The sequence below is a fragment of the Streptomyces sp. SAI-127 genome, assembly GCF_029894425.1.
In the GTDB taxonomy this organism is placed as follows: domain Bacteria; phylum Actinomycetota; class Actinomycetes; order Streptomycetales; family Streptomycetaceae; genus Streptomyces.
The window spans coordinates 6,367,297-6,391,329 of sequence record NZ_JARXYJ010000001.1; the positions used below are offsets into that span (position 1 = coordinate 6,367,297).

22 protein-coding genes and 1 pseudogene are annotated in these 24,033 nt (G+C 70.4%); 19 read left to right on the plus strand and 4 right to left on the minus strand.

The features are described 5' to 3' along the window. The first annotated feature begins 118 nt into the window (after window positions 1–118). From M2157_RS29325 to M2157_RS29350, 6 genes are all read left to right on the plus strand, one after another. Window positions 119–703, plus strand: coding sequence for an ABATE domain-containing protein (locus M2157_RS29325; protein WP_280857979.1), 585 nt, complete (start codon window positions 119–121; stop codon window positions 701–703). 318 nt (window positions 704–1,021) lie between these two features. Continuing rightward, on the plus strand, window positions 1,022–1,543 hold the full coding sequence (locus M2157_RS29330) for a sigma-70 family RNA polymerase sigma factor (RefSeq protein ID WP_010039908.1): 522 nt from the start codon (window positions 1,022–1,024) through the stop codon (window positions 1,541–1,543). 47 nt (window positions 1,544–1,590) lie between these two features. Next, window positions 1,591–2,370: a zf-HC2 domain-containing protein gene (locus tag M2157_RS29335; RefSeq protein WP_280866665.1), complete on the plus strand. Its 780-nt coding sequence runs from the start codon at window positions 1,591–1,593 to the stop codon at window positions 2,368–2,370. A 63-nt stretch (window positions 2,371–2,433) separates the two neighbouring features. Beyond that, window positions 2,434–4,827: a UvrD-helicase domain-containing protein gene (locus M2157_RS29340; RefSeq protein ID WP_280866666.1), complete on the plus strand. Its 2,394-nt coding sequence runs from the start codon at window positions 2,434–2,436 to the stop codon at window positions 4,825–4,827. A gap of 288 nt (window positions 4,828–5,115) precedes the next feature. Further along, window positions 5,116–6,531, plus strand: a complete 1,416-nt coding sequence (locus M2157_RS29345; protein ID WP_280866667.1) for an NAD-dependent malic enzyme — start codon at window positions 5,116–5,118, stop codon at window positions 6,529–6,531. A gap of 307 nt (window positions 6,532–6,838) precedes the next feature. Next, window positions 6,839–7,120, plus strand: a complete 282-nt coding sequence (locus tag M2157_RS29350) for an HU family DNA-binding protein (RefSeq protein ID WP_007382399.1) — start codon at window positions 6,839–6,841, stop codon at window positions 7,118–7,120. Window positions 7,121–7,362: 242 nt separating this feature from the next. Here M2157_RS29350 and murA read toward each other — a convergent pair whose 3' ends face one another. Then, on the minus strand, window positions 7,363–8,709 hold the full coding sequence (gene murA / locus M2157_RS29355; protein WP_280866668.1) for a UDP-N-acetylglucosamine 1-carboxyvinyltransferase: 1,347 nt from the start codon (window positions 8,707–8,709) through the stop codon (window positions 7,363–7,365). 252 nt (window positions 8,710–8,961) lie between these two features. Between murA and M2157_RS29360 the strand changes: the two genes are divergently transcribed. From M2157_RS29360 to M2157_RS29415, 12 genes are all read left to right on the plus strand, one after another. Beyond that, window positions 8,962–9,534, plus strand: a complete 573-nt coding sequence (locus M2157_RS29360) for a YqgE/AlgH family protein (RefSeq protein WP_280857974.1) — start codon at window positions 8,962–8,964, stop codon at window positions 9,532–9,534. Between the two features lie 263 nt (window positions 9,535–9,797). Then, window positions 9,798–10,076, plus strand: coding sequence for a DUF3039 domain-containing protein (locus M2157_RS29365; RefSeq protein WP_057610823.1), 279 nt, complete (start codon window positions 9,798–9,800; stop codon window positions 10,074–10,076). Window positions 10,077–10,259: 183 nt separating this feature from the next. Beyond that, entirely contained in the window at window positions 10,260–11,555 is a 1,296-nt protein-coding gene (locus M2157_RS29370; RefSeq protein ID WP_280866669.1) for an extracellular solute-binding protein, read from the plus strand. Then, window positions 11,552–12,442, plus strand: coding sequence for a sugar ABC transporter permease (locus tag M2157_RS29375; protein ID WP_280857972.1), 891 nt, complete (start codon window positions 11,552–11,554; stop codon window positions 12,440–12,442). The genes M2157_RS29370 and M2157_RS29375 overlap by 4 nt, the downstream gene beginning before the upstream one ends. Next, on the plus strand, window positions 12,439–13,272 hold the full coding sequence (locus M2157_RS29380; protein WP_280857971.1) for a carbohydrate ABC transporter permease: 834 nt from the start codon (window positions 12,439–12,441) through the stop codon (window positions 13,270–13,272). Before M2157_RS29375 ends, M2157_RS29380 begins: the two co-directional genes overlap by 4 nt. 1 nt (window position 13,273) lies before the next feature. Beyond that, window positions 13,274–14,905, plus strand: coding sequence for a beta-N-acetylhexosaminidase (locus M2157_RS29385; protein WP_280857970.1), 1,632 nt, complete (start codon window positions 13,274–13,276; stop codon window positions 14,903–14,905). Between the two features lie 246 nt (window positions 14,906–15,151). Beyond that, a complete protein-coding gene (locus M2157_RS29390; RefSeq protein ID WP_057610828.1) occupies window positions 15,152–16,045 on the plus strand; it encodes an FAD binding domain-containing protein in 894 nt (297 codons plus the stop codon). Further along, window positions 16,042–17,850: a 2Fe-2S iron-sulfur cluster-binding protein gene (locus M2157_RS29395; protein ID WP_280866670.1), complete on the plus strand. Its 1,809-nt coding sequence runs from the start codon at window positions 16,042–16,044 to the stop codon at window positions 17,848–17,850. Before M2157_RS29390 ends, M2157_RS29395 begins: the two co-directional genes overlap by 4 nt. Next, complete coding sequence (locus tag M2157_RS29400) at window positions 17,847–20,156, plus strand: molybdopterin cofactor-binding domain-containing protein (RefSeq protein WP_280857968.1); 2,310 nt, start codon at window positions 17,847–17,849, stop codon at window positions 20,154–20,156. Before M2157_RS29395 ends, M2157_RS29400 begins: the two co-directional genes overlap by 4 nt. Next, a complete protein-coding gene (locus tag M2157_RS29405; RefSeq protein ID WP_280857967.1) occupies window positions 20,153–20,281 on the plus strand; it encodes a hypothetical protein in 129 nt (42 codons plus the stop codon). Before M2157_RS29400 ends, M2157_RS29405 begins: the two co-directional genes overlap by 4 nt. Beyond that, window positions 20,281–20,814, plus strand: coding sequence for an AAA family ATPase (locus M2157_RS29410; RefSeq protein ID WP_280866671.1), 534 nt, complete (start codon window positions 20,281–20,283; stop codon window positions 20,812–20,814). The genes M2157_RS29405 and M2157_RS29410 overlap by 1 nt, the downstream gene beginning before the upstream one ends. A gap of 132 nt (window positions 20,815–20,946) precedes the next feature. Then, entirely contained in the window at window positions 20,947–22,104 is a 1,158-nt protein-coding gene (locus M2157_RS29415) for an SUKH-4 family immunity protein (protein WP_280857965.1), read from the plus strand. On the opposite strand, the gene M2157_RS29420 is transcribed toward M2157_RS29415, so the two are convergent. After that, window positions 22,059–22,652: an FABP family protein gene (locus M2157_RS29420; RefSeq protein ID WP_280866672.1), complete on the minus strand. Its 594-nt coding sequence runs from the start codon at window positions 22,650–22,652 to the stop codon at window positions 22,059–22,061. The genes M2157_RS29415 and M2157_RS29420 overlap by 46 nt on opposite strands. Before the next feature lie 50 nt (window positions 22,653–22,702). Here M2157_RS29420 and M2157_RS29425 point away from each other — a divergent pair. Next, a pseudogene (locus tag M2157_RS29425) lies at window positions 22,703–22,876 on the plus strand (MFS transporter); the annotation flags it as partial. Window positions 22,877–23,067: 191 nt separating this feature from the next. Here the strand turns inward: M2157_RS29425 and M2157_RS29430 are convergent. Beyond that, window positions 23,068–23,688 carry a hypothetical protein gene (locus M2157_RS29430; RefSeq protein ID WP_280857963.1) on the minus strand — a complete coding sequence of 207 codons (621 nt, stop codon included), beginning with the start codon at window positions 23,686–23,688 and terminating at the stop codon, window positions 23,068–23,070. Next, a complete protein-coding gene (locus tag M2157_RS29435) occupies window positions 23,685–24,029 on the minus strand; it encodes a hypothetical protein (protein ID WP_280857962.1) in 345 nt (114 codons plus the stop codon). Before M2157_RS29435 ends, M2157_RS29430 begins: the two co-directional genes overlap by 4 nt. Window positions 24,030–24,033 lie beyond the last annotated feature (4 nt).

Consider the following 24,033-nt stretch of genomic DNA (forward strand, 5'->3'; position numbering starts at 1 on the left):
GGTACGGGGGGTTCCGGCGGCGAGAGCGGGAGGGCACTGTAAGAGGGAGCCCCGGAACAGCCGCGAAGCACCTCACCGACCCCTTACGACCGGGGCACCCCTAGGCGGTGACAGGCACATGGCACTGGGTATGGCCACGGTCGCGTACGAGCTGCGGTTCGACGCCGGACGGATCAGCCTCGACCTCCTCGCGACCACCCACCCCGAGGAACGCCTCGACTCGACGGAGGTGCTGTGCGCCTGGATCGTCGGTTCGGGACTGGTGCCGGACGGGACCGACCTGACGCACGCGGACCCCTCGTGGCTGGTCGGCTTCCGGGAACTGCGCGGCCGGATCGGGCAGTTGGTGCGCGGAGCGCCTGGACACGCCTACGACCTCGCGCTCGCCCACGTCAACGACGTCGCCCGGGCCGCACCTCCGGCCCCGCGCGCGGTCCGGGACGAGGACGGCGCGCTGGTGCGCGAGTTGGACGGTCCGCCCGGCTGTGCGGCACTGCTCGGGGCCGTCGCCAGGGACGCGGTAGGGCTGCTGACGGACCCGGTCGCGCGGGCGGCGATCAGAGAGTGCGAAGGGGACAACTGCCCCATCGTCTATCTGGATACGTCACGGGGGCGCAGGAGGCGCTGGTGCTCCAGTGAGGTCTGTGGGAACCGCGAAAGAGTGGCCCGGCATCGGAGGCGCGCGGCTCTCTCGCGCACCTGACTGGTTGTTATGTCCCTTCTGTGGAGGGCCTGTCGAAGTGATTTCGATTACATGTCGTTTACTCGCTCAACCTCACGGGCCGTGATCGTGATCTTGCCTGTGTGGTGGAAATGTAAAGATCGCGCGGCGGGAATGTGCGCGCATGTCCTGTCTCGTCACGTCACTCAGAAGAAAACTGTCGTCGCACTTTGAACACCCAACACCTCACGTCCGTACCCGTAGTCGAGCGACCGACTGGGGGAACCCGGGACATCGGAGGTGGGCGTGCGCAAGGATTCCGTCGTGGCCAATGAACGTGGATCGAGGGCCCGACATCGCATGTCCCAGCCCTCGGAACCTGATGAGGAGCTGATGCGTGCCCTGTACAGAGAGCACGCCGGGCCTCTCCTTGCGTATGTCCTCCGGTTGGTTGCGGGTGACCGCCAGAGAGCCGAGGACGTGGTGCAGGAGACGCTCATCCGTGCCTGGAAGAACGCCGGACAGCTCAATCGAGCGACCGGTTCGGTACGCCCCTGGCTGGTGACGGTCGCCCGGCGCATCGTCATCGACGGTCACCGCAGCCGGCAGGCCCGGCCGCAGGAGGTCGACCCGTCGCCGCTGGAGGTCATCCCCGCGGAGGACGAGATCGACAAGGCGCTGTGGTTGATGACGCTGTCGGACGCGCTCGACGACCTGACCCCGGCTCACCGGGAGGTGCTCGTCGAGACGTACTTCAAGGGGCGTACCGTCAACGAGGCGGCCGAGACCCTGGGCATTCCCAGCGGAACCGTCCGTTCCAGGGTCTTCTACGCCCTGCGGTCGATGAAGCTCGCACTGGAGGAGCGGGGGGTGACGGCGTGATGAGTGTGTACGGGGGCAACCAGGGGTTCGGCGCAGGTGGGTCGGGTATGTCAGGTTCCATGATGGGATCTCCGGTGCCGAACGAGCATGAGACCGTCGGCGCCTACGCCCTAGGGATCCTCGACGACGCCGAGGCGACCGCCTTCGAGGCCCATCTCGCGACCTGCGAATGGTGCGCCCAGCAACTCGACGAGCTCGCCGGCATGGAACCGATGCTCGCCGCCCTCGCGGACCTGCCGGGCTCCGGCACCCCCGCGATCGGTGAGTCGCTCTCCGCCAAGCCCAGCCCGCGGATCGTGAACAAGCTGGTGGACGAGGTCGCGGAGCGCCGTGCGCAGAAGCGGCGCCGCAGCTTCTACATGGTCGCGGCCGCGGCCGCGCTGATCATCGGTGGTCCGTTCGCCGCGATGGCGGCGGGCGGCGGCGACTCCGGTGGCGACACCGAGCAGCCGAGAGTCCTCGCGAGCACCGCGAAGGAACTCTTCGAGTCCATGAACGACAAGGTGTCGGGGACCGACCCCTCGACCGGCGTCAGCGCGACCGTCGCCATGCAGACGAAGGACTGGGGCACCTCGCTCGGTCTGGAGCTCAAGGGCGTCAAGGGAGAGCTCAAGTGCTCCCTCATCGCCGTCACCGACAACGGCGAGCGCTGGACGGCCTCCACCTGGTCCGTCGGCAAGTGGGGCTACGGCCTCCCGGACGGCAAGACCCCGGAGTCCAAGAAGCCTCTCTACATCGGCGGCGCGGTCGCACCGGCTCAGAACGACATCGATCACTTCGAGGTCGTCACGTCCGACGGCAAGAAGCTCGTCGAGATCGACGCGTAACTTCCCGCCGGGGCCCCCTTCGCGTACGGTTGACGGCTGCCCAGCACGTCAGAAGGGGGCCCGGTGGCCGCTCAGGCTCAACAATCCGCGGTCGGCTCGGTTCAGGACTCGGTTCGGGACCACGAGATCGGCGTCGAACAGGAACATCTGGACCGGGTCTACCGGCGCCTCGAGGAGAAGATCCACGAGGCGGAGTTCCTCATGAACGACGCGGCCAAGCGCGGCCAGGTCGGCACACCGGGCGCTCTCGCCGAGCGGGACGCCCAGGTTTTCCGGGCCGGTGTGCACCTCAACCGGCTCAACAACGAGTTCGAGGACTTCCTGTTCGGCCGGATCGACCTGCTCCTCGGCAAGGACGGCAAGAAGGGTCCCGACGGCGCCTACACCGCCGTGGAGCCCGCCGATGGTGCAGTCCGTGAGGACAGCACCGCCGACATCGCGGAGACCCTGCACATCGGCCGGATCGGAGTCCTGGACTCCGAGTACGCGCCGCTGGTCATCGACTGGCGGGCGCCGGCCGCAGCCCCCTTCTACAGGTCCACTCCGGTGGACCCCGGGCGTGTCGTACGACGCCGGGTGATCCGCTCCAAGGGCCGCAAGGTCCTCGGTGTCGAGGACGACCTGATGCGCCCCGAGCTCAAGGCCTTCCTCGACGGCCACGAGCTGCCCGTCATCGGCGACGGCGCCCTGATGGCCGCGCTGGGACAGGCCCGCAGCCACACCATGCGGGACATCGTCGCCTCGATCCAGGCCGAGCAGGACATGGTCATCCGTGCCCCCGCCGCGTCCGTGACCTACGTCGAGGGCGGCCCCGGCACCGGCAAGACCGCCGTGGCCCTGCACCGGGCCGCGTACCTGCTCTACCAGGACCGGCGCCGCTACGCGGGCGGCATCCTCATCGTCTCGCCCACCCCGCTGCTCGTGGCGTACACCGAGGGTGTCCTGCCGTCCCTCGGCGAGGAGGGCCAGGTCGCCATCCGCGCGATCGGCTCCCTGGTCGACGGCGTCGAGGCCACCCTGTACGACTCCCCGGCGGTGGCCCGCGCCAAGGGGTCGTACCGGATGCTGAAGGTGCTGCGGAAGGCGGCGCGGGGGGCGCTGGAGCTGGGGAGCCACAGCCGGGGGAGCGGTTCCGGGCAGCAGCTCGCCTTCGGCGAGGAGGACACCTCCACCGCATCTCCCACCGCACCCCCCACCCGCCTGCGCGTCGTCGCCTTCGGGCGCCGGCTCGAACTGGAGGGGGACGAGCTGGAAAGTGTCCGCCGGAACGCCCTCAGCGGCACCGCGCCCGTCAACCTGCTGCGGCCCCGGGCCCGCAAGCTGCTCCTGGACGCCCTGTGGGCGCGGTCCGGGGCGGGCACCCGGCACACCGATCCCGAACTGGCGGCCGAGCTGCGGTCGTCGTTCGACGAGGACATCACCTCCGAGGACAGCTTCATCGAGTTCCTCGACGCCTGGTGGCCGGAGCTCACCCCGAAGGCCGTCCTCGCCGCCATGGCCGACGAGCGGCGCCTCGGCCGCTGGGCCCGCCGCATCCTCAACCCCGGCGAGATCCGCAGGGTCGCCCGCTCACTCAGACGTGACGGCCTCTCCGTCCACGACATCGCCATGCTCGACGAGCTCCAGTCGGTCCTCGGCACCCCGGCCCGCCCGAAGAAGCGGCGCGAACTGGACCCGCTCGACCACCTCACCGGCCTCGAGGAGCTGATGCCGGTCCGCGAGGAGTCGCAGCGCGAGCGGGCCGAGCGGCTCGCCCAGGAACGCGTCGAGTACGCCCACGTCATCGTCGACGAGGCCCAGGACCTCACGCCGATGCAGTGGCGCATGGTCGGCCGCCGTGGCCGGCACGCCACCTGGACGGTCGTAGGAGACCCGGCGCAGTCCTCCTGGTCCGACCCGGACGAGGCAGCCGAGGCCCGCGACGAGGCTCTCGGCACGCGTCCGCGCCGCCGCTTCCAGCTCACCGTGAACTACCGCAACCCCTCCGAGATCGCCGACCTCGCGGCCAAGGTGCTGGCCCTCGCCATGCCCGGCTCCACGGCCCCTTCGGCCGTACGGTCCACCGGCGTCCGACCGCGTTTTGTGACAACAAGCAATGGACGCGGCACGGTCGCACGGAAGTCGCTGGGAGAGACCGTCCGAGAGGAGGCGGCCCGCCTCCTCGACCTCGTCGACGGGACGGTGGGCGTCGTGGTCGCCATGAACCGCCGCGAGGAAGCCGCCCGCTGGCTGACCGGACTCGGCGACCGGGTGGTGGCGCTCGGCAGCCTGGAGGCCAAGGGCCTGGAGTACGACGCGACGGTCGTCGTCTCCCCGGCCGAGATCGCCGACGAGTCGCCGGCCGGACTGCGGGTGCTCTACGTCGCCCTCACCCGGGCCACCCAGCAGTTGACGGTGGTGTCGGCGGAGCGCGACCAGCCGGACCGGGACGGGGTGCCCGATCTGCTGAGAGATTGAACTCTCGGTACGGGAATGGTCTTTCGGGATCCGTTTGTTAGCCTGGATGTGACACCGGCCCGATCCAAGCCCCCGGGCCCAACCTTCGTCGCTACGAGCGACCACTTGCCGCGAGGCGAGCATGGCGGGTCGGTGTCATTGACCTGAGAGAGGCCCACGTCCATGTGACGTGGGCCTCTCTCGTTATGAACAAAAAGTCCGCAATCCCGAGCGGCTAACGCCTACTCATCAGTAGGTGCGACCATCGGACGGCATCAGCGTCACAGGTGAAAGCAGAGGAAGTCGGCCATGGCAACGGCGCCCAGCGTCTCCTACTCGATTACGGTCCGGCTGGAGGTACCCGCGGGTGGTACCGCGGTCTCCCAGATCACCACGGCCGTAGAGTCCCACGGAGGCTCGGTGACCGGCCTCGACGTGACCGCCTCAGGCCACGAGAAGCTCCGGATGGACGTCACCATCGCGGCGAGCTCCACGGCCCACGCCGACGAGATCGTCCAGCAGTTGCGCGGCATCGAGGGCGTCACGCTCGGCAAGGTCTCGGACCGTACGTTCCTCATGCACCTCGGCGGCAAGATCGAGATGCAGTCCAAGCATCCGATCCGCAACCGTGACGACCTGTCGATGATCTACACGCCGGGTGTCGCCCGCGTCTGCATGGCCATCGCCGAGAACCCCGAGGACGCCCGCCGCCTCACCATCAAGCGCAACACCGTTGCGGTCGTGACGGACGGCTCGGCGGTCCTGGGCCTCGGCAACATCGGCCCGATGGCCGCCATGCCGGTCATGGAGGGCAAGGCGGCCCTCTTCAAGCGCTTCGCCGACATCGACGCCTGGCCGCTGTGCCTCGACACCCAGGACACCGACGAGATCGTCGCGATCGTCAAGGCGATCGCCCCCGGCTTCGCCGGCATCAACCTCGAGGACATCTCCGCGCCGCGCTGCTTCGAGATCGAGGCCCGGCTGCGCGAGGCCCTCGACATCCCCGTCTTCCACGACGACCAGCACGGCACCGCGATCGTCGTCCTCGCCGCCCTGACGAACGCACTTCGCGTCACCGGCAAGGCAATTGAGAACATCCGCGTCGTCATGTCCGGCGCCGGCGCGGCCGGTACGGCCATCCTCAAGCTGCTGCTCGCCGCGGGCCTCAAGAACGCCGTCGTCGCCGACATCCACGGCGTCGTGCACGCCGGCCGTGAGGACCTCGTCGACGCCGCTCCGGGCTCGGCACTGCGCTGGATCGCCGACAACACCAACCCCGAGGGCCTGACCGGGACGTTGAAGGAGGCCGTGCGTGGCGCGGACGTCTTCATCGGCGTCTCCGCCCCGAACGTCCTGGACGGCACCGACGTCGCCGCCATGGCCGAGGGTGCGATTGTGTTCGCGCTCGCGAACCCCGACCCCGAGGTCGACCCGGCGGTCGCCCGTCAGACGGCGGCCGTCGTGGCCACCGGCCGTTCCGACTTCCCGAACCAGATCAACAACGTGCTGGTCTTCCCGGGTGTCTTCCGCGGTCTGCTGGACGCCCAGTCCCGCACGGTCAACACGGACATGATGCTCGCGGCCGCGAAGGCGCTCGCGGACGTCGTCACCGAGGACGAGCTCAACCCGAACTACATCATCCCCAGCGTCTTCAACGACAAGGTCGCGGGCGCGGTCGCGGGTGCGGTGCGGGACGCGGCGAAGGCCGCCGGGGCGACGGCGTAGGGCTTGCGTCTACAGTGAGTGAGCGTCGGCTGTTCGGCTGTGAGGATTGCCACGGCGGTCCTCCGGCCCGGCGCGTCGCGGAACCGGGCGCTTCACGGCACCCTCTAGGGTGGCGCCACGCCCAGGCCTCTGTTCGTGTGACCCCCTAGGGTGTTCATACGAGTCCTACGGGTGCCGGATTGGCTTTCCCGCAGCAGGTAGGGGCAGGATGCGTCCCTGGGCGCGAGCGCATCGGCTTCGCTGTGCCTCGTGTGCGGCCCCGCCGCGTGGCACACCCCAACGGCAAGAAGAACACGGGAGTAACAACATGAACCGCAGTGAGCTGGTGGCCGCGCTGGCCGACCGCGCCGAGGTGACCCGCAAGGACGCCGACGCCGTTCTGGCCGCGTTCGCCGAGACTGTCGGCGAGATCGTCGCCAAGGGTGACGAGAAGGTCACCATCCCCGGCTTCCTGACCTTCGAGCGCACCCACCGTGCCGCTCGTACCGCGCGCAACCCGCAGACCGGTGACCCGATCCAGATCCCGGCCGGCTACAGCGTCAAGGTTTCGGCGGGCTCCAAGCTCAAGGAAGCCGCCAAGGGCAAGTAGGTCCGACGGTGCGTCTCGGGACGACGTACCCGTCTCAGTAACGCCAATGGGGCGGCCACCCGGAACCGGGCGGCCGCCCCATCGTCGTACCGGAAGAGAGGCTCAGCCGAGCGCCTTGCCCGGCAGCTCGACCTTCGCGCCCAGTTCCACGAGTTTCTCCATGCTGTGTCCATCCGGGGGATGACCCCCGGACCCCCAGCAGAGACCGGACGCGGCCCGGGGACGGAGAGGCGGGGCGGGGGTCAGCCGAGCGCCTTGCCCGGCAGCTCGACCTTCGCGCCCAGTTCCACGAGCTTCTCCATGAAGTTCTCGTAGCCGCGGTTGATGAGGTCGATGCCGTGGACCCGGGACGTGCCCTGGGCCGCCAGCGCCGCGATCAGGTACGAGAAGCCGCCGCGGAGGTCGGGGATGACCAGATCGGCGCCCTGGAGCCTGGTGGGGCCGGAGACGACCGCCGAGTGCAGGAAGTTGCGCTGGCCGAAGCGGCAGTTCGAGCCGCCCAGGCACTCGCGGTAGAGCTGGATGTGAGCACCCATCTGGTTCAGCGCCGAGGTGAAGCCCAGGCGGGACTCGTAGACCGTCTCGTGGACGATGGACAGGCCCGTGGCCTGTGTAAGGGCCACCACCAGCGGCTGCTGCCAGTCCGTCTGAAAGCCGGGGTGCACGTCCGTTTCGAGGGCGATGGACTTCAACTGGCCGCCCGGGTGCCAGAAGCGGATGCCCTCGTCGTCGATCTGGAAGGCGCCGCCCACCTTCCGGTAGGTGTTCAGGAACGTCATCATCGAGCGCTGCTGGGCGCCGCGGACGTAGATGTTGCCCTCGGTCGCCAGCGCGGCGGACGCCCAGGAGGCGGCCTCCAGGCGGTCCGGCAGGGCGCGGTGGTTGTAGCCGCCGAGCCGGTCCACACCCGTGACGCGGATGGTCCGGTCGGTGTCCATCGCGATGATGGCGCCCATCTTCTGCAGGACGCAGATCAGGTCCTCGATCTCCGGTTCCACCGCGGCGTTCGAGAGCTCGGTGACACCTTCGGCGAGGACGGCCGTCAGCAGGACCTGCTCGGTCGCGCCGACGGACGGGTACGGCAGCGTGATCTTCGTACCCCGAAGCCGCCGCGGCGCCTCCAGGAACTGCCCGTCCGCGCGCTTCTCGATCGTCGCTCCGAACTGCCGCAGCACCTCGAAGTGGAAGTCGATGGGCCGGCCACCGATGTCACAGCCGCCCAGGCCGGGGATGAAGGCGTGACCGAGGCGGTGCAGCAGCGGACCGCACAGCAGGATCGGGATGCGGCTGGAACCCGCGTGGGCATCGATGTCAGCGACGTTCGCGCTCTCGACGTGCGTCGGGTCCATCACCAGCTCGCCCGGTTCCTCACCCGGACGGACCGTCACCCCGTGCAGTTGCAGCAGTCCGCGTACGACCCGCACGTCACGGATGTCCGGAACGTTGCGCAGTCGACTCGGCTCGCTGCCCAGCAGGGCGGCGACCATGGCCTTCGGTACGAGGTTCTTCGCACCGCGGACCCGGATCTCGCCCTCCAGCGGGGTTCCGCCGTGGACAATCAGTACGTCGTCAGAGCCGTTGACGGTCATGTATCTCGCGTTCCGATGAGTCGGGCAGGGGGCAGAAGGGAAAGGGTAATCGCCGCCCACCCCCCTTCAGTAAGCCCAAGTACCGCCCAGACACGTCATAGCTGTGTCACAACACGAACGGTTCCCGGTCGGGCACAAGCGGTCACGGGTCACGTTGTGCGCCAGGGGCGCATCGTTGCGCTCTGAGCTGCATCCACTGCCGTAGAGGCATTGCCTCCCCACGCGGAGGGAAGATGCGGGATCATGTCTGGCATGACCGAGGTGTCCTCGCTCACAGGGCGGTTGCTCGTGGCAACGCCCGCCCTGGCGGACCCGAACTTCGACCGCGCGGTGGTGCTCCTTCTCGACCACGACGAGGAGGGCTCCCTCGGTGTCGTCCTCAACCGGCCCACCCCGGTGGACGTCGGCGACATCCTGGAGGGCTGGGCCGACCTCGCCGGCGAACCCGGTGTCGTCTTCCAGGGCGGCCCGGTCTCTCTCGACTCGGCCCTGGGGGTCGCCGTCATCCCCGGTGGCGGGGCCGTCGACGGGGCCCCGCTGGGCTGGCGCAGAGTGCACGGCGCGATCGGACTGGTCGACCTGGAGGCCCCGCCGGAACTGCTCGCCTCGGCCCTCGGCAGCCTGCGCATCTTCGCCGGTTACGCCGGCTGGGGCCCGGGCCAGCTGGAGGACGAGCTGGTGGAGGGCGCCTGGTACGTCGTCGAGTCGGAACCCGGTGACGTCTCCTCCCCGTCCCCCGAGCGCCTCTGGCGCGAGGTGCTGCGCCGCCAGCGCAGTGAGCTGGCGATGGTGGCCACATACGCGGACGACCCTTCGCTCAACTGATCGAGCAATGGTGGATCTCTCGTGCGAGTGCCTGGAACGGGGCTCGCCCTGCTTCCAAGGCCCCGACGAACCACCCGCCCCGGCTGCCCCGCAACCAACCGCCCGTGCGGGGAGTTGTGGCGTCGCGAGGCTCCACCGGCGGCCGCTGCCTCATCGCCGCGCGAGCGAGGCGTGGCCGGGCGTCATCGCGGCATCACGACCCGCGGCGCTCGTTGTACCAGCCAGGGATCCATAGTTCCCGGCGGTTGATTACTCTTGGCCGTATGAGCACTCTCGAGCCCGAGCGCGGGACTGGTACGGGGACCCTCGTAGAGCCGACGCCGCAGGTGTCCCACGGCGACGGCGACCACGAGCGCTTCGCCCACTACGTCCAGAAGGACAAGATCATGGCGAGCGCCCTCGACGGGACCCCCGTCGTGGCGCTGTGCGGCAAGGTGTGGGTGCCCGGCCGCGATCCCAAGAAGTACCCCGTGTGCCCCATGTGCAAGGAGATCTACGAGTCCATGGGCTCCGGGGACGACGACAAGGGCGGCGACAAGTAGGCCCGCTGCCCGGCTGAGCTTCACGAGGCCCCTGAGGCGCGTTCCGCCGCGCCCCAGGGGCCTTTTGCGTGTCACGAATTGGTTGAGACCTCTTGTGGGCGTGTTCATGCAAGCCATAGCCTCCGTTGCGTTGAGCGAAACCGTCATTGCATATGTTGCAACGCACGTCCGGAGGATCACTCCATGAAGCTCTCCCCCCGCTTGCCCGCCCTGCTTTTGACGGCCCTGGTCGTCACGGCCTGCGCCCCCCAGATCTCCTCCAACTCCTCTTCCGGCAAGGACGAGAAGACGGGCACTCTGCGCGTCTGGCTCTTCCAGGAGGTCGGCAACGAACCGAAGAAGAAGGTCGTCGACACCGCCGTCGCCGCCTTCGAGAAGGCCCACGAGGGCACCAAGGTCGACGTCGAGTACATCCCGATCGAGACCCGCGCCCAGCGCGTCAAGGCCGCCTTCAACGACCCGTCCTCCGCGCCCGACGTGATGGAGTACGGCAACACCGACACCGCCGGCTATGTGAAGGACGGCGGACTCCTCGACGTCACCAAGGAGTTCGGCGCCTGGAACGAGGCCAAGGACACCGACCCCACCGCGAAGACGTCGGTCACCGTGGACGGGAAGATGTACGGCTCGCCCTTCTACGTCGGCGTCCGCGCGCTGTACTACCGGACCGACGTCTTCGACAAACTCGGTCTGCAAGCACCCAGGACCATGGCCGAGTTGGCCGTGACCGCCCGCAAGATCCGCGCCGCCGAGCCCGAGTTGTACGGCCTGGTCGTCGGCGGCGCCTACACGTACGGCGCGATGCCCTTCATCTGGGCCAACGGCGGCGAACTCGCCACCGGCAAGGGCGGCTCGTACGCCTCCGCGATCTCCGGTGCGGCCGCCCAGAAGGGCATCAAGGAGTACACCTCCCTCTTCACCGACGACAACTGCCCCGCCGCGAAGTGCGCCGGCATGGGCGGCAACGACACGATCACCGCGTTCGCGGCGGGCAAGGCCGGAATGGCGATCGGTGGTGACTTCAGCCATACGGCGGTGGAGGCCGGCAAGGTCAAGGGCAAGTACGCGGTGGTGCCGCTGCCCGGGGTCTCGGCGGGGTCGATCGCTCCCGCGTTCGCCGGTGGCAACAACATCGGGGTGCTGAAGAGCACGTCCCACCGGACGCTGGCGGTCGAGCTGATGGAGCAGCTCACGTCGAAGAAGACGCAGGCGTCGATGTTCGACGCGATGGGATTCCTGCCGACGTTCGCGGACGTCCGGCAGCAGGTCGCGGCCGAGCAGCCGTACGTGAAGCCGTTCGCGCAGACCCTCGCGGCCGGGACGAAGTTCGTGCCCGCGTCGCCCGCGTGGTCGCAGATCGACTCCTCGCTGGTGCTGCCGACGATGTTCCAGGAGGTCATCAGCGGCAAGAAGAGTGTGGCCGCGGCCTCCGGGGAAGCGGCGAAGAAGATGAACGACGCGTTCGGATCCGTCGGGTGACCTCGGCGACCCACCGTGCCACCCGGGCGCCCTGGCTCTATCTCGCCCCCGCCCTGGTCGTCCTCGGCGGACTGCTCGTCTACCCCATCTACCAGCTCGGCCTGATCTCCTTCTTCCAGTACACCCAGGCTCAGGTCAGCGGCGGTGAACCGACCACCTTCCAGGGGTTCGGGAACTACTCGGCGCTGTTCTCCGACCCCGAGTTCTGGCAGGTGCTGCTGGCCACCGTGCTGTTCGCGGCGGGCTGTGTGGTGTCGACGCTCGCCGTCGGGTGCGCGCTGGCGGTGCTGCTCACGCGCGTGCGTGCCGTGCCGCGGCTGGCGTTGATGCTGGCCGCGCTCGGAGCGTGGGCGACACCCGCCGTGACCGGGTCGACGGTCTGGCTGTTCCTCTTCGACCCCGACTTCGGCCCGGTGAACCGGATCCTGGGGCTCGGCGACCACTCCTGGACGTACGGGCGGCTCAGCGCCTTCTTCCTCGTCCTGCTCGAAGTCGTCTGGTGCTCCTTCCCGTTCGTCATGGTCACGGTCTACGCCGGGATCCGCGCCGTACCGGCCGAGGTGCTGGAGGCCGCCGCGCTGGACGGCGCCTCGCAGTGGCGTATCTGGCGGTCGGTGCTCGCGCCGATGCTGCGGCCGATCCTGACCGTCGTCACCATCCAGTCGGTCATCTGGGACTTCAAGGTCTTCACACAGATCTACGTCATGACCAACGGCGGCGGCATCGCGGGCCAGAACCTGGTCCTGAACGTCTACGCCTACCAGCAGGCGTTCGCCTCCTCGCAGTACAGCCTCGGCTCGGCGATCGGAGTCGTGATGCTGCTGATCCTGCTCGCCGTGACGCTCGTGTACCTGCGGCTGCTCCACCGCCAGGGGGAGGAACTGTGAACCTTCTACGGCGTCCCTGGAGGCTGGCCGCGGAGGCCTCGGCGTTGCTCATCGCCCTGGTGGTCGCCTTCCCCCTCTACTGGATGGTGCTCAGCGCCTTCAAACCGGCCGGAGAGATCGAGTCCACCGAGCCCCGGCCCTGGACGCTCGCCCCCTCGCTGGATTCCTTCCGGCGCGTGTTCGGGCAGCAGGATTTCGGTCGGTATTTCGTCAACAGCCTTGTCGTCGCGTGCAGTGTCGTGATCGTCTCGGCGTTGATCGCGTTTCTCGCGGCGACCGCCGTGACACGATTCCGCTTCCGCTTCCGGACCACCTTGCTGATCATGTTTCTGGTGGCCCAGATGGTGCCCGTGGAGGCCCTCACCATCCCCTTGTTCTTCCAGATGCGGGACTTCGGTCTGCTGAACACACTGGGCTCGCTGATCCTGCCCCACATCGCCTTCTCGCTGCCCTTCGCGATCTGGATGCTGAGGGGGTTCGTGAAGGCCGTACCGGAGGCTTTGGAGGAGGCCGCGTACATCGACGGGGCGAGCCGCGCGCGATTCCTGTGGCAGATTCTCTTCCCCCTCGTCCTCCCCGGCCTGGTGGCCACGAGCGTGTTCTCCTTCATCTCGGCCTGGAACGATTTCCTCTTCGCCAAGTCGTTCATCATCAGCGACACTTCGCAGTCGACCCTGCCGATGGCCCTGCTGGTCTTCTACAAGCCGGACGAGCCGGACTGGGGCGGGGTCATGGCCGCGTCGACGGTGATGACGATTCCGGTGCTGGTGTTCTTCGTACTCGTACAGCGACGCCTGGTCTCGGGGCTGGGCGGAGCGGTTAAGGACTGACGTGACTTCACTGATTCCGGCTCCGTCGAGCGTCGGCGGCGCCGGCGGGCGGCCGTTCGTCCTCGACGAGGACACCGAGATCGAGGCCGGCCGGGGCGCCGGAGGCGTGGCCCGCTGGCTGCGCACGACGGTCGGCGCGGCGACGGGCCTCCCGCTGGAGCCGTACGCCTCCGGCGGGAGCCGCATCCTGCTGCGGATCGTGCCGCCTCTCGCCGAAGAACTCGGCAGCCCGGAGGCGTACCGCCTCACCGTGGACGAGCACGCCGTCGTCATCGACGGGGCCGGTCCGGAGGGCTTGTTCTACGGCGCCCAGACCTTCCGTCAGCTGCTCGGCCCCGCCGCCTTCCGGCGCGCCCCCGTCACCTCCGGGCGCGCCTGGGAGGTGCCCCCGGTCACCATCGGCGACGCTCCCCGATTCCGCTGGCGCGGCCTCATGCTCGACGTGGCCCGGCACTTCATGTCCAAGGACGGAGTCCTGCGCTACCTCGATCTGATGGCCGCGCACAAACTCAACGTCTTCCACTTCCACTTGACGGACGACCAGGGCTGGCGGGTCGAGATCAAGAGGTACCCCCGGCTCACCGAGGTGGGCTCATGGCGGGCGCGTACCAAATTCGGCCACGGGGCCTCACCGCTGTGGGAGGAGAAGCCGCACGGTGGCTTCTACACCCAGGACGACATCCGGGAGATCGTCGCCTACGCCGCCGAGCGGCATATCACCGTCGTCCCCGAAATCGACGTACCCGGACACTCGCAGGCCGCCATCACCGCGTACCCGGAACTCGGCAACACCGACGTCATCGACACGACCTCCCTCACGGTCTGGGACAGCTGGGGCATCTCTCTGAACGTACTCGCCCCCACTGACAACACCCTGCGCTTCTACGAGGGCGTGTTCGAGGAACTGCTGGAGCTGTTCCCATCCGAGTTCATTCACATCGGCGGCGACGAATGCGCCAAGGAGCAGTGGCGGGAGTCGCCCCTCGTCCAGGCCCGGATCGAGGAACTCGGCCTCGCGGACGAGGACGAGTTGCAGTCCTGGTTCATCGGACACTTCGACAAGTGGCTCTCCGCGCGCGGGCGCAGGCTCATCGGCTGGGACGAGATCCTGGAGGGCGGGCTGGCCGAAGGCGCGGCGGTCTCGTCCTGGCGCGGCTACGCGGGCGGCATCGCGGCCGCCCGCGCGGGCCACGACGTCGTCATGTGCCCCGAGCAGCAGGTGTACCTGGACTACCGGCAGGACGCGGGCGCGGACGAGCCGGTCCCCATCGCCTACGTCCGCACCCTGGAGGACGTCTATCGGTTCGAGCCCGTTCCACCGGAGTTGACGCCCGAGGAGGCCGCGCACGTCCTCGGCGCGCAGGCCAACGTGTGGACCGAGGTGATGGAGGACCAGGGCCGCGTCGACTACCAGACCTTCCCCCGGCTGGCGGCCTTCGCCGAAGTGGCCTGGAGTCCTCTGCCCGCCCCCGCGGAACGGGACTTCGCCGACTTCGAGCGGCGGATGGCCGCCCACTACGGGCTGCTCGACGCCCTGGGCGTCGGCTACCGGCCGCCCACGGGGCCGCGGCCGTGGCAGAAGCGGCCCGGTGTGCTCGGACGGCCCATCGAGGGAGCGCCTCCGAACAGGTAAGGGAAAAAGAGCCCTAAGGGTCACCGAAGAGTGTCAATCGGTATGTGTAGGTGATCCCGTGTGAAAACGGACCATCTCCCTGATGGGGCGGGCGAATGCCGCCGAACGCCTCCTAGCGGACCCCTGTCTTCGGGTGTTGCGAAGATGTGCCAGAGTTGCCACGTCCGCCCTGTCAGCACGTACCGTACGGCAGCAAGCAGGCGGGACCAGCAGGACCAGGTGGGGCAGCGGGAAGGGGCAGCCGGTTTGACCACGCACACACCGCAGGCGGCGCAGGCCGTCACGCTGCCCACGACGCTGGACGAGGCCGTGGCGGCCCTCACCGCCATGCCCGCCGCCGTGCCCGTCGCCGGCGGCACCGACCTGATGGCCGCCGTCAACTCCGGACAGCTCAGGCCCGCCGCCCTCGTCGGCCTCGGCCGCATCAGCGAGATCCGCGGCTGGCAGTACCAGGACGGCCACGCGCTCCTCGGCGCCGGACTCACACACGCGCGTATGGGCCGCCCCGACTTCGCCGCCCTCATCCCCGCGCTCGCGGCCGCCGCCCGCGCCGCCGGCCCGCCGCAGATCCGCAACGCGGGCACCCTGGGCGGCAACATCGCCTCTGCGGCACCCACGGGCGACGCGCTGCCCGTCCTCGCCGCCCTCGAAGCCACGCTGATCATCGCGGGCCCGGACGGAGCCCGCCGGGAGATGCCGGTCTCGCACCTGCTGGCCGGCATGGAGATGCTGCGCGCGGGCGAACTCATCGGCTACGTGCGCGTGCCGCTGCTGCACGCCCCGCAGGTCTTCCTCAAGGTCACCGGCCGCACCGGCCCGGGCCGCGCGATGGCCTCCGTCGCGCTGGTCCTCGACCCGGCCCGGCGCGGGGTCAGGTGCGCCGTCGGTGCCATAGCGCCGATGCCGCTGCGGCCCCTGGACGCCGAGCAGTGGGTCGCCCGGCTCATCGACTGGGACAACAACCGCGCGATCGTCCCGGAGGCCCTGGAGGCCTTCGGCGAGTACGTCTCCGCGGCCTGCATCCCCGACCCGGCACCGGCCGCGGACGGCTCCGTGCCGCAGCATCCGCCCGCAGTACTGCATCTGCGGCGCACTGTCGCCGCGCTGGCCCGACGAGCACTGGGGAGGGCACTTTCGTGACCGACGACCAGCACGGAGAGGGCACGCCCCGGGCCGCCGGCCGCTGGGACCCGCTGCCCCAGGGTGACTACGACGACGGCGCGACCGCCTTCGTGAAGCTCCCCGAAGGGGGCATCGACGCCCTCCTGGCCTCCGCCGACAGCCCGCTCGCCGCGCCCGGTCACGGCTATGTGCCGCCGCAGATAACGGCCGCGCCGGGAGACGGGACCGACCCGGCGGCCACGGGCAACTGGTCCGTGCCGACCGAGGGCGCGCAGTGGCCCGACCCGAGCACCCTGCCGCAGGGCCAGACCGGGCAGTTCACGTACAACCCCGCGACCACCCAGCAGTGGAACGTCGAGGACACCGCGGCCGCGCCCGCGCCGGGCCACGACGTCACCGGACAATGGTCGATCCCCGTCGCCGGCGGCGACCTCCCGGACGAATCGGGCGAGTTCACCACGTCGTCCCTGGTCGAGCAGTGGGGCGGCACCCCTCCGGCGACCCTGCCGGGCGGCGCGGCCGCGCCCTGGGCGACGCAGCCGGCGCAGCCGTGGGGGGACCAGCCCCAGGGCGACCCGGGAGCGGGACCCGAGCACGGTGGCGGTTTCGGCAACGGACACGGTGGGGCGGTGGGCGACGGTCACCCCGGTCCGGTGGGCGACGGCCACGCGCACGTGCCCGCCGGTGACGGGCCGGCCGGTGAGGTCGACGAGCGGCACGGTGGCCCGGCCGGTGACGCGCACGCCGTCACGACGGACGACACGCACCTGCCGTCCGCCGCACACCCCGGAAGTCACGCGGTCGCCGACGCGCCGCATCGCCCCGAGCCGGACGAGGCGTCCCGCGAGGCCGCCCAGGACTCCGCACAGCCGCACGCCGACAGCAACGGCCACGGCATCTCTCCCGCCGAGCCCCACCACCCCGCCGAGCCCTACGGGGACAGCCCCTCCGCAATCGCCTCACGGCTCTCTCCCGGTCCCGGAGAGGCATCGGCGCCCTCAAGGGTCTCCGAAGGCGCCGAAGAGGCCGTGGAAGCCGCTGACGGCCCCGCCGAGCCCGGTGCGGAGCACGCCCCGGCGGACGGCATCGACGAACCGGGGCCGGAGGCCGCGGAGGAGCACGCGAGCGACTCCGACGAGAACCCCGACGACCAGGCCCCCGCGCCCCCCGGCGAGGAACACCCCCTCGCTTCCTACGTCCTGCGCGTCAACGGCGTCGACCGCCCCGTCACCGACGCCTGGATCGGCGAGTCGCTGCTCTACGTGCTGCGCGAGCGGCTCGGACTCGCCGGCGCCAAGGACGGCTGCTCGCAGGGCGAGTGCGGGGCCTGCAACGTCCAGGTCGACGGGCGGCTCGTCGCCTCCTGCCTGGTGCCCGCCGTGACCGCCGCCGGCAGCGAGGTCCGTACCGTCGAGGGTCTCGCCGAGGACGGCCGGCCCTCCGACGTGCAGCGGGCGCTCGCCCGGTGCGGCGCCGTGCAGTGCGGGTTCTGTGTACCCGGCATGGCGATGACCGTGCACGACCTGCTCGAGGGCAACCCCGCACCCACCGAGCTGGAGACCCGCCAGGCGCTGTGCGGCAACCTCTGCCGCTGCTCCGGCTACCGGGGCGTCGTCGACGCCGTCAAGGAGGTCGTCGCCGAGCGCGAGGCACATGCGACGGGCGACGGTGAGACGGACGGCGACGAGGCACGTATCCCGCATCAGGCGGGCCCCGGGGGCGGAAGCGTCCACCCGTCGGCGTTCGACTCCCCGGGGTTCCCGGGCACCGCCGGACCGCATGAGCAGGCATACGGACACGGACAGGACGGAGGCCAGGCGTGAGCAACGAAGCCGCCACCGCGACCACCGCCGCGGAGGCAGCACCGGCCCCCGAGCCGATTCCGCACGGCATCGGCGTCTCTCTGCCGCCCGCCGACGCCCGCGCGAAGACCGAGGGCACCTTCCCGTACGCGGCCGACCTGTGGGCCGAGGGCCTGCTGTGGGCGGCCGTCCTGCGCTCCCCGCACGCGCACGCGCGCATCGTGTCCATCGACACCTCCCACGCGCGTGAGATGCCCGGAGTCCGCGCGGTTGTCACCCACGAGGACGTGCCCGGCAGCCCGGTGCACGGCCGCGGCAAGGCCGACCGTCCGGTCTTCGCCTCCGAGGTCGTACGCCATCACGGCGAGCCCATCGCGGCCGTCGCCGCCGACCACCCCGACACCGCGCGCATGGCCGCGGCCGCCGTCATCGTCGAGTACGAGGTCCTCGACCCGGTCACCGACCCGGAGCAGGCCTTCGAGGCCGAGCCCCTGCACCCCGACGGCAACCTGGTCCGGCACATCCCGCTGCAGCACGGCGACCCTTCCGCGACCGGTGAGATCGTCGTCGAGGGCCAGTACCGCATCGGCCGCCAGGACCCCGCCCCCATCGGAGCCGAGGCCGGCCTCGCCGTGCCCCGCCCCGACGGCGGTGTCGAGCTCTACCTGGCCTCCACCGACCCGCACGCCGACCGCGACACGGCCGCCGCCTGCTACGGACTCGAGCCCGAGCGCGTCAAGGTCGTCGTCACCGGCGTCCCCGGCGCCACCGCCGACCGCGAGGACCAGGGCTTCCAGCTCCCGCTCGGCCTGCTCGCACTCAAAACCGGCTGCCCGGTCAAGCTGACGGCCACGCGCGAGGAGTCCTTCCTCGGCCATGTGCACCGGCACCCCACCCTGCTGAGATACCGCCACCACGCCGACGCCGAGGGCAAGCTGGTCAAGGTCGAGGCGCAGATCCTGCTCGACGCGGGTGCCTACGCCGACACCTCCTCGGAGGCCCTGGCCGCCGCCGTGGGCTTCGCCTGCGGGCCGTACGTCGTCCCGAACGCCTTCATCGAGGGCTGGGCCGTCCGCACCAACAACCCGCCCTCCGGCCATGTCCGCGGCGAGGGCGCGATGCAGGTGTGCGCCGCCTACGAGGCACAGATGGACAAGCTGGCCAAGAAGCTGGGCGTCGACCCGGCCGAACTGCGTCTGCGCAACGCCCTCGCCACCGGTGACATACTCCCGACCGGCCAGACGGTCACCTGCCCCGCTCCGGTCGCCGAACTGCTCCAGGCGGTACGGGACTTCCCGCTGCCCGCCCTCCCCAAGGACACCCCCGAGGACGAGTGGCTGCTGCCCGGCGGCCCCGAGGGCGCGGGCGAACCGGGCGCGATCCGCAGGGGCGTCGGCTACGGCCTCGGCATGGTGCACATGCTCGGCGCGGAGGGCGCGGACGAGGTCTCCACGGCGACCGTACGGGTCCAGGACGGCGTCGCCACGGTGCTCTGCGCGGCCGTCGAGACCGGCCAGGGATTCACCACCCTGGCCCGCCAGATCGTCCAGGAGACCCTCGGCATCGACGAGGTGCACGTCGCCCCGGTCGACACGGACCAGCCCCCGGCGGGCCCCGGCTGCCGCGGCCGTCACACCTGGGTCTCGGGCGGCGCGGTGGAGCGCGCGGCCAAGATGGTCCGCACCCAGCTGCTCCAGCCCCTGGCGCACAAGTTCGGCATGTCCACCGAACTGCTCCAGATCACCGACGGCAAGATCACCTCGTACGACGGAGTCCTGTCGACGACCGTCACCGAGGCCATGGACGGCAAGGAACTATGGGCCACCGCCCAGTGCCGGCCGCACCCGACGGAACCCCTCAACGAGGCCGGCCAGGGCGACGCCTTCGTCGGCATGGCGTTCTGCGCGATCCGCGCGGTGGTCGACGTCGACATCGAACTCGGCTCCGTCCGCGTGGTCGAGCTGGCGCTCGCCCAGGACGTCGGCCGGATCCTCAACCCCGCGCAGCTGGAGGCCCGTATCGAAGCGGGCGTCACCCAGGGCGTCGGGATAGCGCTCACGGAGAACCTGCGCAGCGCGCGCGGGCTGATCCGCCACCCTGACCTCACCGGGTACGCGCTGCCGACGGCCCTGGACGCGCCGGAGATCCGGATCGTCAAGCTCGTCGAGGAGCGGGACGTCGTCGCGCCGTTCGGGGCGAAGGCGGCCAGCGCGGTGCCGGTGGTCACCTCCCCGGCGGCCGTCGCGTCGGCCGTACGGGCCGCGACGGGCCGTCCCGTGAACCGGCTCCCGATCCGTCCGCAGGCCGCGGTGGTGACGGACCGATGAGTTCGCCCGGTCAGGAGTCCCGCGAGTACGAACCGCCGCCCGGCCTGGGCAAGTTGGCACTGTGGATCCTGCTGTTCGTGGTGGCGGCGATCGTGGTCGTGGTGGGCGGCGTGTACTTCGCGTGATGCGCGGGGTCGTGCTGGTCACCGGTGTGATGGCGGCCGGGAAGTCGACGGTGGCGCAAGCGCTGGCCGAGCTGTTGCCGAGGGCGGCGCATGTCCGGGGGGACGTGTTCCGGCGGATGATCGTGTCGGGGCGTGCGGAGTACCTGCCCGGCGCCTCCGGAGAGGCCTCGGCTCAACTCCGTCTGCGGTACCGGTTGTCGGCCGCGACGGCGGACGCGTACGTCGAGGCCGGATTCACGGCCGTCGTACAGGACGTGGTGCTGGGCGAGGACCTGACGGCGTACGTCGGACTGGTCCGGACCCGGCCGCTGTACGTCGTCGTCCTGGCACCGGACGCCGGGACGGTGGCCGCCCGGGAGGCCGGCCGGGCGAAGACGGGCTACGACGGCGAGGCCTGGACGATCCCCGAGCTGGACGAGGCGCTGCGGACGTCGACTCCGCGGATCGGCCTGTGGCTGGACACCTCCGCACTGACCCCGACGCAGACGGTGGAGGCGATTCTCGCGGGGCGGGAACGCGCGAGGGTGCTCTGACGTCTCCTTGGTACGGGGGCGTTGTCAGTGGTGGCGCGTAGTGTTTCGAGCAGTGGGGGACGAGCGCAGGCCCGACGGGTTCGCCGTGCCGTGCCCGGCCAGGGGACTGCGTACGAAGCACACGGGGGAGCCATGAGCACGACCGATGCCGCCGTAGCGGCGATCAGACTGACCGAGGACGAACTGCATCCGTACATCTCACATGTGTCGACCCGCCGCTGGCTCAGCGGGCCCGGACTGCCCGTCGACAGCGACCTGTTCACCTTCGAGGAGCTGCGCCGGGAGGGCCTGCGGACGGTCGCGGACGCGACGGCCGAGTCCGGCGGCCGGCTCAGCCAGGAGCTGTGCGACCAGCTGGTGATAGGCGGACTGACGGATCTGCACGGCAGGGAGAGGGAGTCGGTCCTGCTCGACGGAGTCACGGGCGAGGTCTCGACCACGGCGTTCTTTCCCGCACGCCCGGACCTGATGGACCGCACCCCGCTGGCCCCCTCCCTCCCCACCCTGGTCCGCTTCGCGACCGCTACGGACGAACTGACGGAGGTACGCGGCCAGTTCGCGGCGTACGCCGGACGCTTCGGTCCTACGGCCGTGGAGGAGGCGACGCGTCAGCTGCTGACGGTGTTCGAGGAGGGCACGGGCGGCGAGGTGCCGACGTTCTGGAAGATCGCGGCCCTGATCCGTCCGCTGGCCCTGGTGGCGGGCCCGGGCACGGCGTCCGGCCTGGCCCTGGACCTCCCGCCGCGCCTTTTGGACCAGGAGTTCGGCCGCAGCCACGTCGTCCGCTTCGAGGACATCGACTTCCCGTCCACGCTCACGCACGCTCCGACCCGTCGCTTCCTGGCGGAGACGGGCCTGCCCGAGGACGGCGTCCTCTTCCACACCGACCCGGACGCCCCGCTGCCGACCCTCGCGGAGCACCGGGCCGACCAGCTGGTCGCCCTCCCGCCCCGCGCCGAACACCTGATCGTCCTCGGCCACCTGATCGAGGACAACACCCTGGTCGTCGACGGCGAGACGGGCGCGGTCCTGAACTGGAGCGAGCGGGAAGCGACCCTCCACCCCCTCAACACCGACATCTCCACCCTCGCCTTCACCCTCTGGCTCCTGCACCGGGAGCGCCAGATAGACGAGTCGCTCGCCCACGAGCTGACGAACACGCTGTACGTCCAGGTCGCCAAGACGATGGTCCGGGCCCTGTCCACCATCGACCCGACGGGCACGACGACGGACGCCGACTGGCACTACTGGACGGAGCTGTTCCAGGACGAGGTGGGCGGGGTGCTCTGACCGACCGCGCGGCGCAGGGTCGCCGAGAGGTGATGCTGCAGGGGCTGCCCGACCGCCGCGAGGTCGTGGACGAACGTGAAGGTGTCGCTGTCGCCGTCGGCCAGGGTGTAGCGGCGACGGGTGGCGGTCACGTCCTTGGCGGTGGGGGTCAGGGCCACGGAGTGCGTGGAGAGATCGACCGCGCCCTCTCCCGCATGCCCGACCAGGATCTCGGTGATGCCGGTGGGCTGGGTGACCAGTGCCTCCACCCGGCCGTCCGGCTGAAGCCGCCACCACCCGCTCTCCCGGGCCGCGGGCCGCAACGGCACCCCGTCACCGTCGAGCAGCCAGGCCCGGGCCTCGTACCGGAGGAAGGGACGCCCGTCGTGACCAAAGCTGACCTCCTGCGCGTACGCGAAGTCGCCGTCGAGCGTCGGATACCCACCTCGGCCCCGCCCCCGCCACACACCCAGAAACCCGAGCACGGGCTCGAGCAGCGGGTGCGGAGCCGGTTCCCGGTCCACCCGGTCGCTCTCGGGAAAGGGAGGCTCCGCCGCGGACTCAAACACGTTTGCACTCCTTGCTCGCACCCCTGCCGACCGCAAGCGTAGGCGGCGGGGCGGGGTCGTTCATCGCCGCCGAGTCCTTGGTACCGCTGATGCCGTTCCGCCAGCGGCTGTCGCCGACGCCGGCCGGGTTCTCGCCGATGGCTGCCGGCCGGTCGGCGGGACCTGGGCGCTGGGGGCCGTGGGTGGAGCCGTACCGGGAACGGCTGATGACGGTGGGGACGGTGCGGGAGAGGGGGCTGCCGGAGAACGGCGTCCCCTTCCGCGCGTCGACCAGGACGTCCCCGGAGGTCTCACCGAGGACGAAGGCAGGCTGGTGCTCGACGGCGCACCGACCGGCACGACGGACGCGACTGGCGGTAATGCGCGGAGACCTTCCAAGAAGAGGTGGGTGGGGTTCCTGGGCGGACTCCGCCTCTCAAGGAGGACATGCGGCTACGGCCTCCAACGCGGTCACTTGGGTGAGATCGACAGTGATCTCACCCCCGGAGGTCTTGAGGACGAGCCGTCCGGCGTCCGCGCGGACCGTGGTGCCGCAGACTTGACCCGAAGGAGTGGTGATCTGCAGACCCGGTGCCTCCTTCTCCGGTCCGTACCAGGTCATGCCGACGGCCGTCACCAGGAGCAGGGCACAAGTTGCGGTGAGGCGCACACCCCAGGAGAGAGCCTTGAGCGAATCCAGGGCTTCGGAGTGCTCCGCCAAAGGGCCCGGGACCAGATCGCGGACATCCGTGAGCGCCGGGCGTCCGTGCGCGGCCCGAATCAGCCGGAACGCACCGAAGCCGCCAAGGAGGAGAGCCAGGAGGAGAACGCAGCCGACGACCACGGCCCAGGTGCCGGCGAGTTGGCTCACATCGGACCGCCCCTTGATGAGGCTGAATCCGACAAGCCCTGCCAACAGCGCGCCCAGGCCATTGCGCCACGCGAGAGCGGCCTCCCGCACCCGAGGCAGTTCGGTGCTGAGCAGGCGGCGGCGTTCCTGCGCACGTTGGAGATCGACGACGGAGGCCGGCGGGCCCGGCTCCAGCGATCCGGTCACCTCGGTCCGTCCTTGATGACCAGCATCCAATAGGCCCCGCAACCGGTTCGTTCCGCGGGGCGGCCGGCGTGCTCCTCGACGCACGCGCAGAGCATCGGCTCGGCGCGGTCTCCGGCGGGCTGACGTCCTTTCTTGCGGCGAAGGCCGGGAAGGCCCGGTTTGCCCTTGAAGACGCTGTCGACGACGGGAACGTCGCAATGGTGACCGCAGCGCGGACACGGGCCGCTGAGTAGGCTGCCGATCAATCCGGCGTCCTGCCGGACGAAGGTCGTGGCCGCGAAAGGGCCGTAGTCCGGGGAGGTGATCTCCTCGTAGGGAATCTCGGCTGCGGTGTCCGGCATGGGG

What these genes read in the sequence shown, in the direction of transcription:
- M2157_RS29360 (WP_280857974.1), top strand. Translation starts at nt 8,962, where the DNA reads ATGACCGAGGTGTCCTCGCTCACAGGGCGGTTGCTCGTGGCAACGCCC.
- M2157_RS29335 (WP_280866665.1), top strand. Translation starts at nt 1,591, where the DNA reads ATGTCAGGTTCCATGATGGGATCTCCGGTGCCGAACGAGCATGAGACC.
- M2157_RS29325 (WP_280857979.1), top strand. Translation starts at nt 119, where the DNA reads ATGGCACTGGGTATGGCCACGGTCGCGTACGAGCTGCGGTTCGACGCC.
- M2157_RS29405 (WP_280857967.1), top strand. Translation starts at nt 20,153, where the DNA reads ATGAGTTCGCCCGGTCAGGAGTCCCGCGAGTACGAACCGCCGCCCGGC.
- M2157_RS29435 (WP_280857962.1), bottom strand. Translation starts at nt 24,029, where the DNA reads ATGCCGGACACCGCAGCCGAGATTCCCTACGAGGAGATCACCTCCCCG.
- M2157_RS29410 (WP_280866671.1), top strand. Translation starts at nt 20,281, where the DNA reads ATGCGCGGGGTCGTGCTGGTCACCGGTGTGATGGCGGCCGGGAAGTCG.
- M2157_RS29330 (WP_010039908.1), top strand. Translation starts at nt 1,022, where the DNA reads ATGTCCCAGCCCTCGGAACCTGATGAGGAGCTGATGCGTGCCCTGTAC.
- M2157_RS29365 (WP_057610823.1), top strand. Translation starts at nt 9,798, where the DNA reads ATGAGCACTCTCGAGCCCGAGCGCGGGACTGGTACGGGGACCCTCGTA.
- M2157_RS29415 (WP_280857965.1), top strand. Translation starts at nt 20,947, where the DNA reads ATGAGCACGACCGATGCCGCCGTAGCGGCGATCAGACTGACCGAGGAC.
- M2157_RS29350 (WP_007382399.1), top strand. Translation starts at nt 6,839, where the DNA reads ATGAACCGCAGTGAGCTGGTGGCCGCGCTGGCCGACCGCGCCGAGGTG.
- M2157_RS29345 (WP_280866667.1), top strand. Translation starts at nt 5,116, where the DNA reads ATGGCAACGGCGCCCAGCGTCTCCTACTCGATTACGGTCCGGCTGGAG.
- M2157_RS29370 (WP_280866669.1), top strand. Translation starts at nt 10,260, where the DNA reads ATGAAGCTCTCCCCCCGCTTGCCCGCCCTGCTTTTGACGGCCCTGGTC.
- murA (WP_280866668.1), bottom strand. Translation starts at nt 8,709, where the DNA reads ATGACCGTCAACGGCTCTGACGACGTACTGATTGTCCACGGCGGAACC.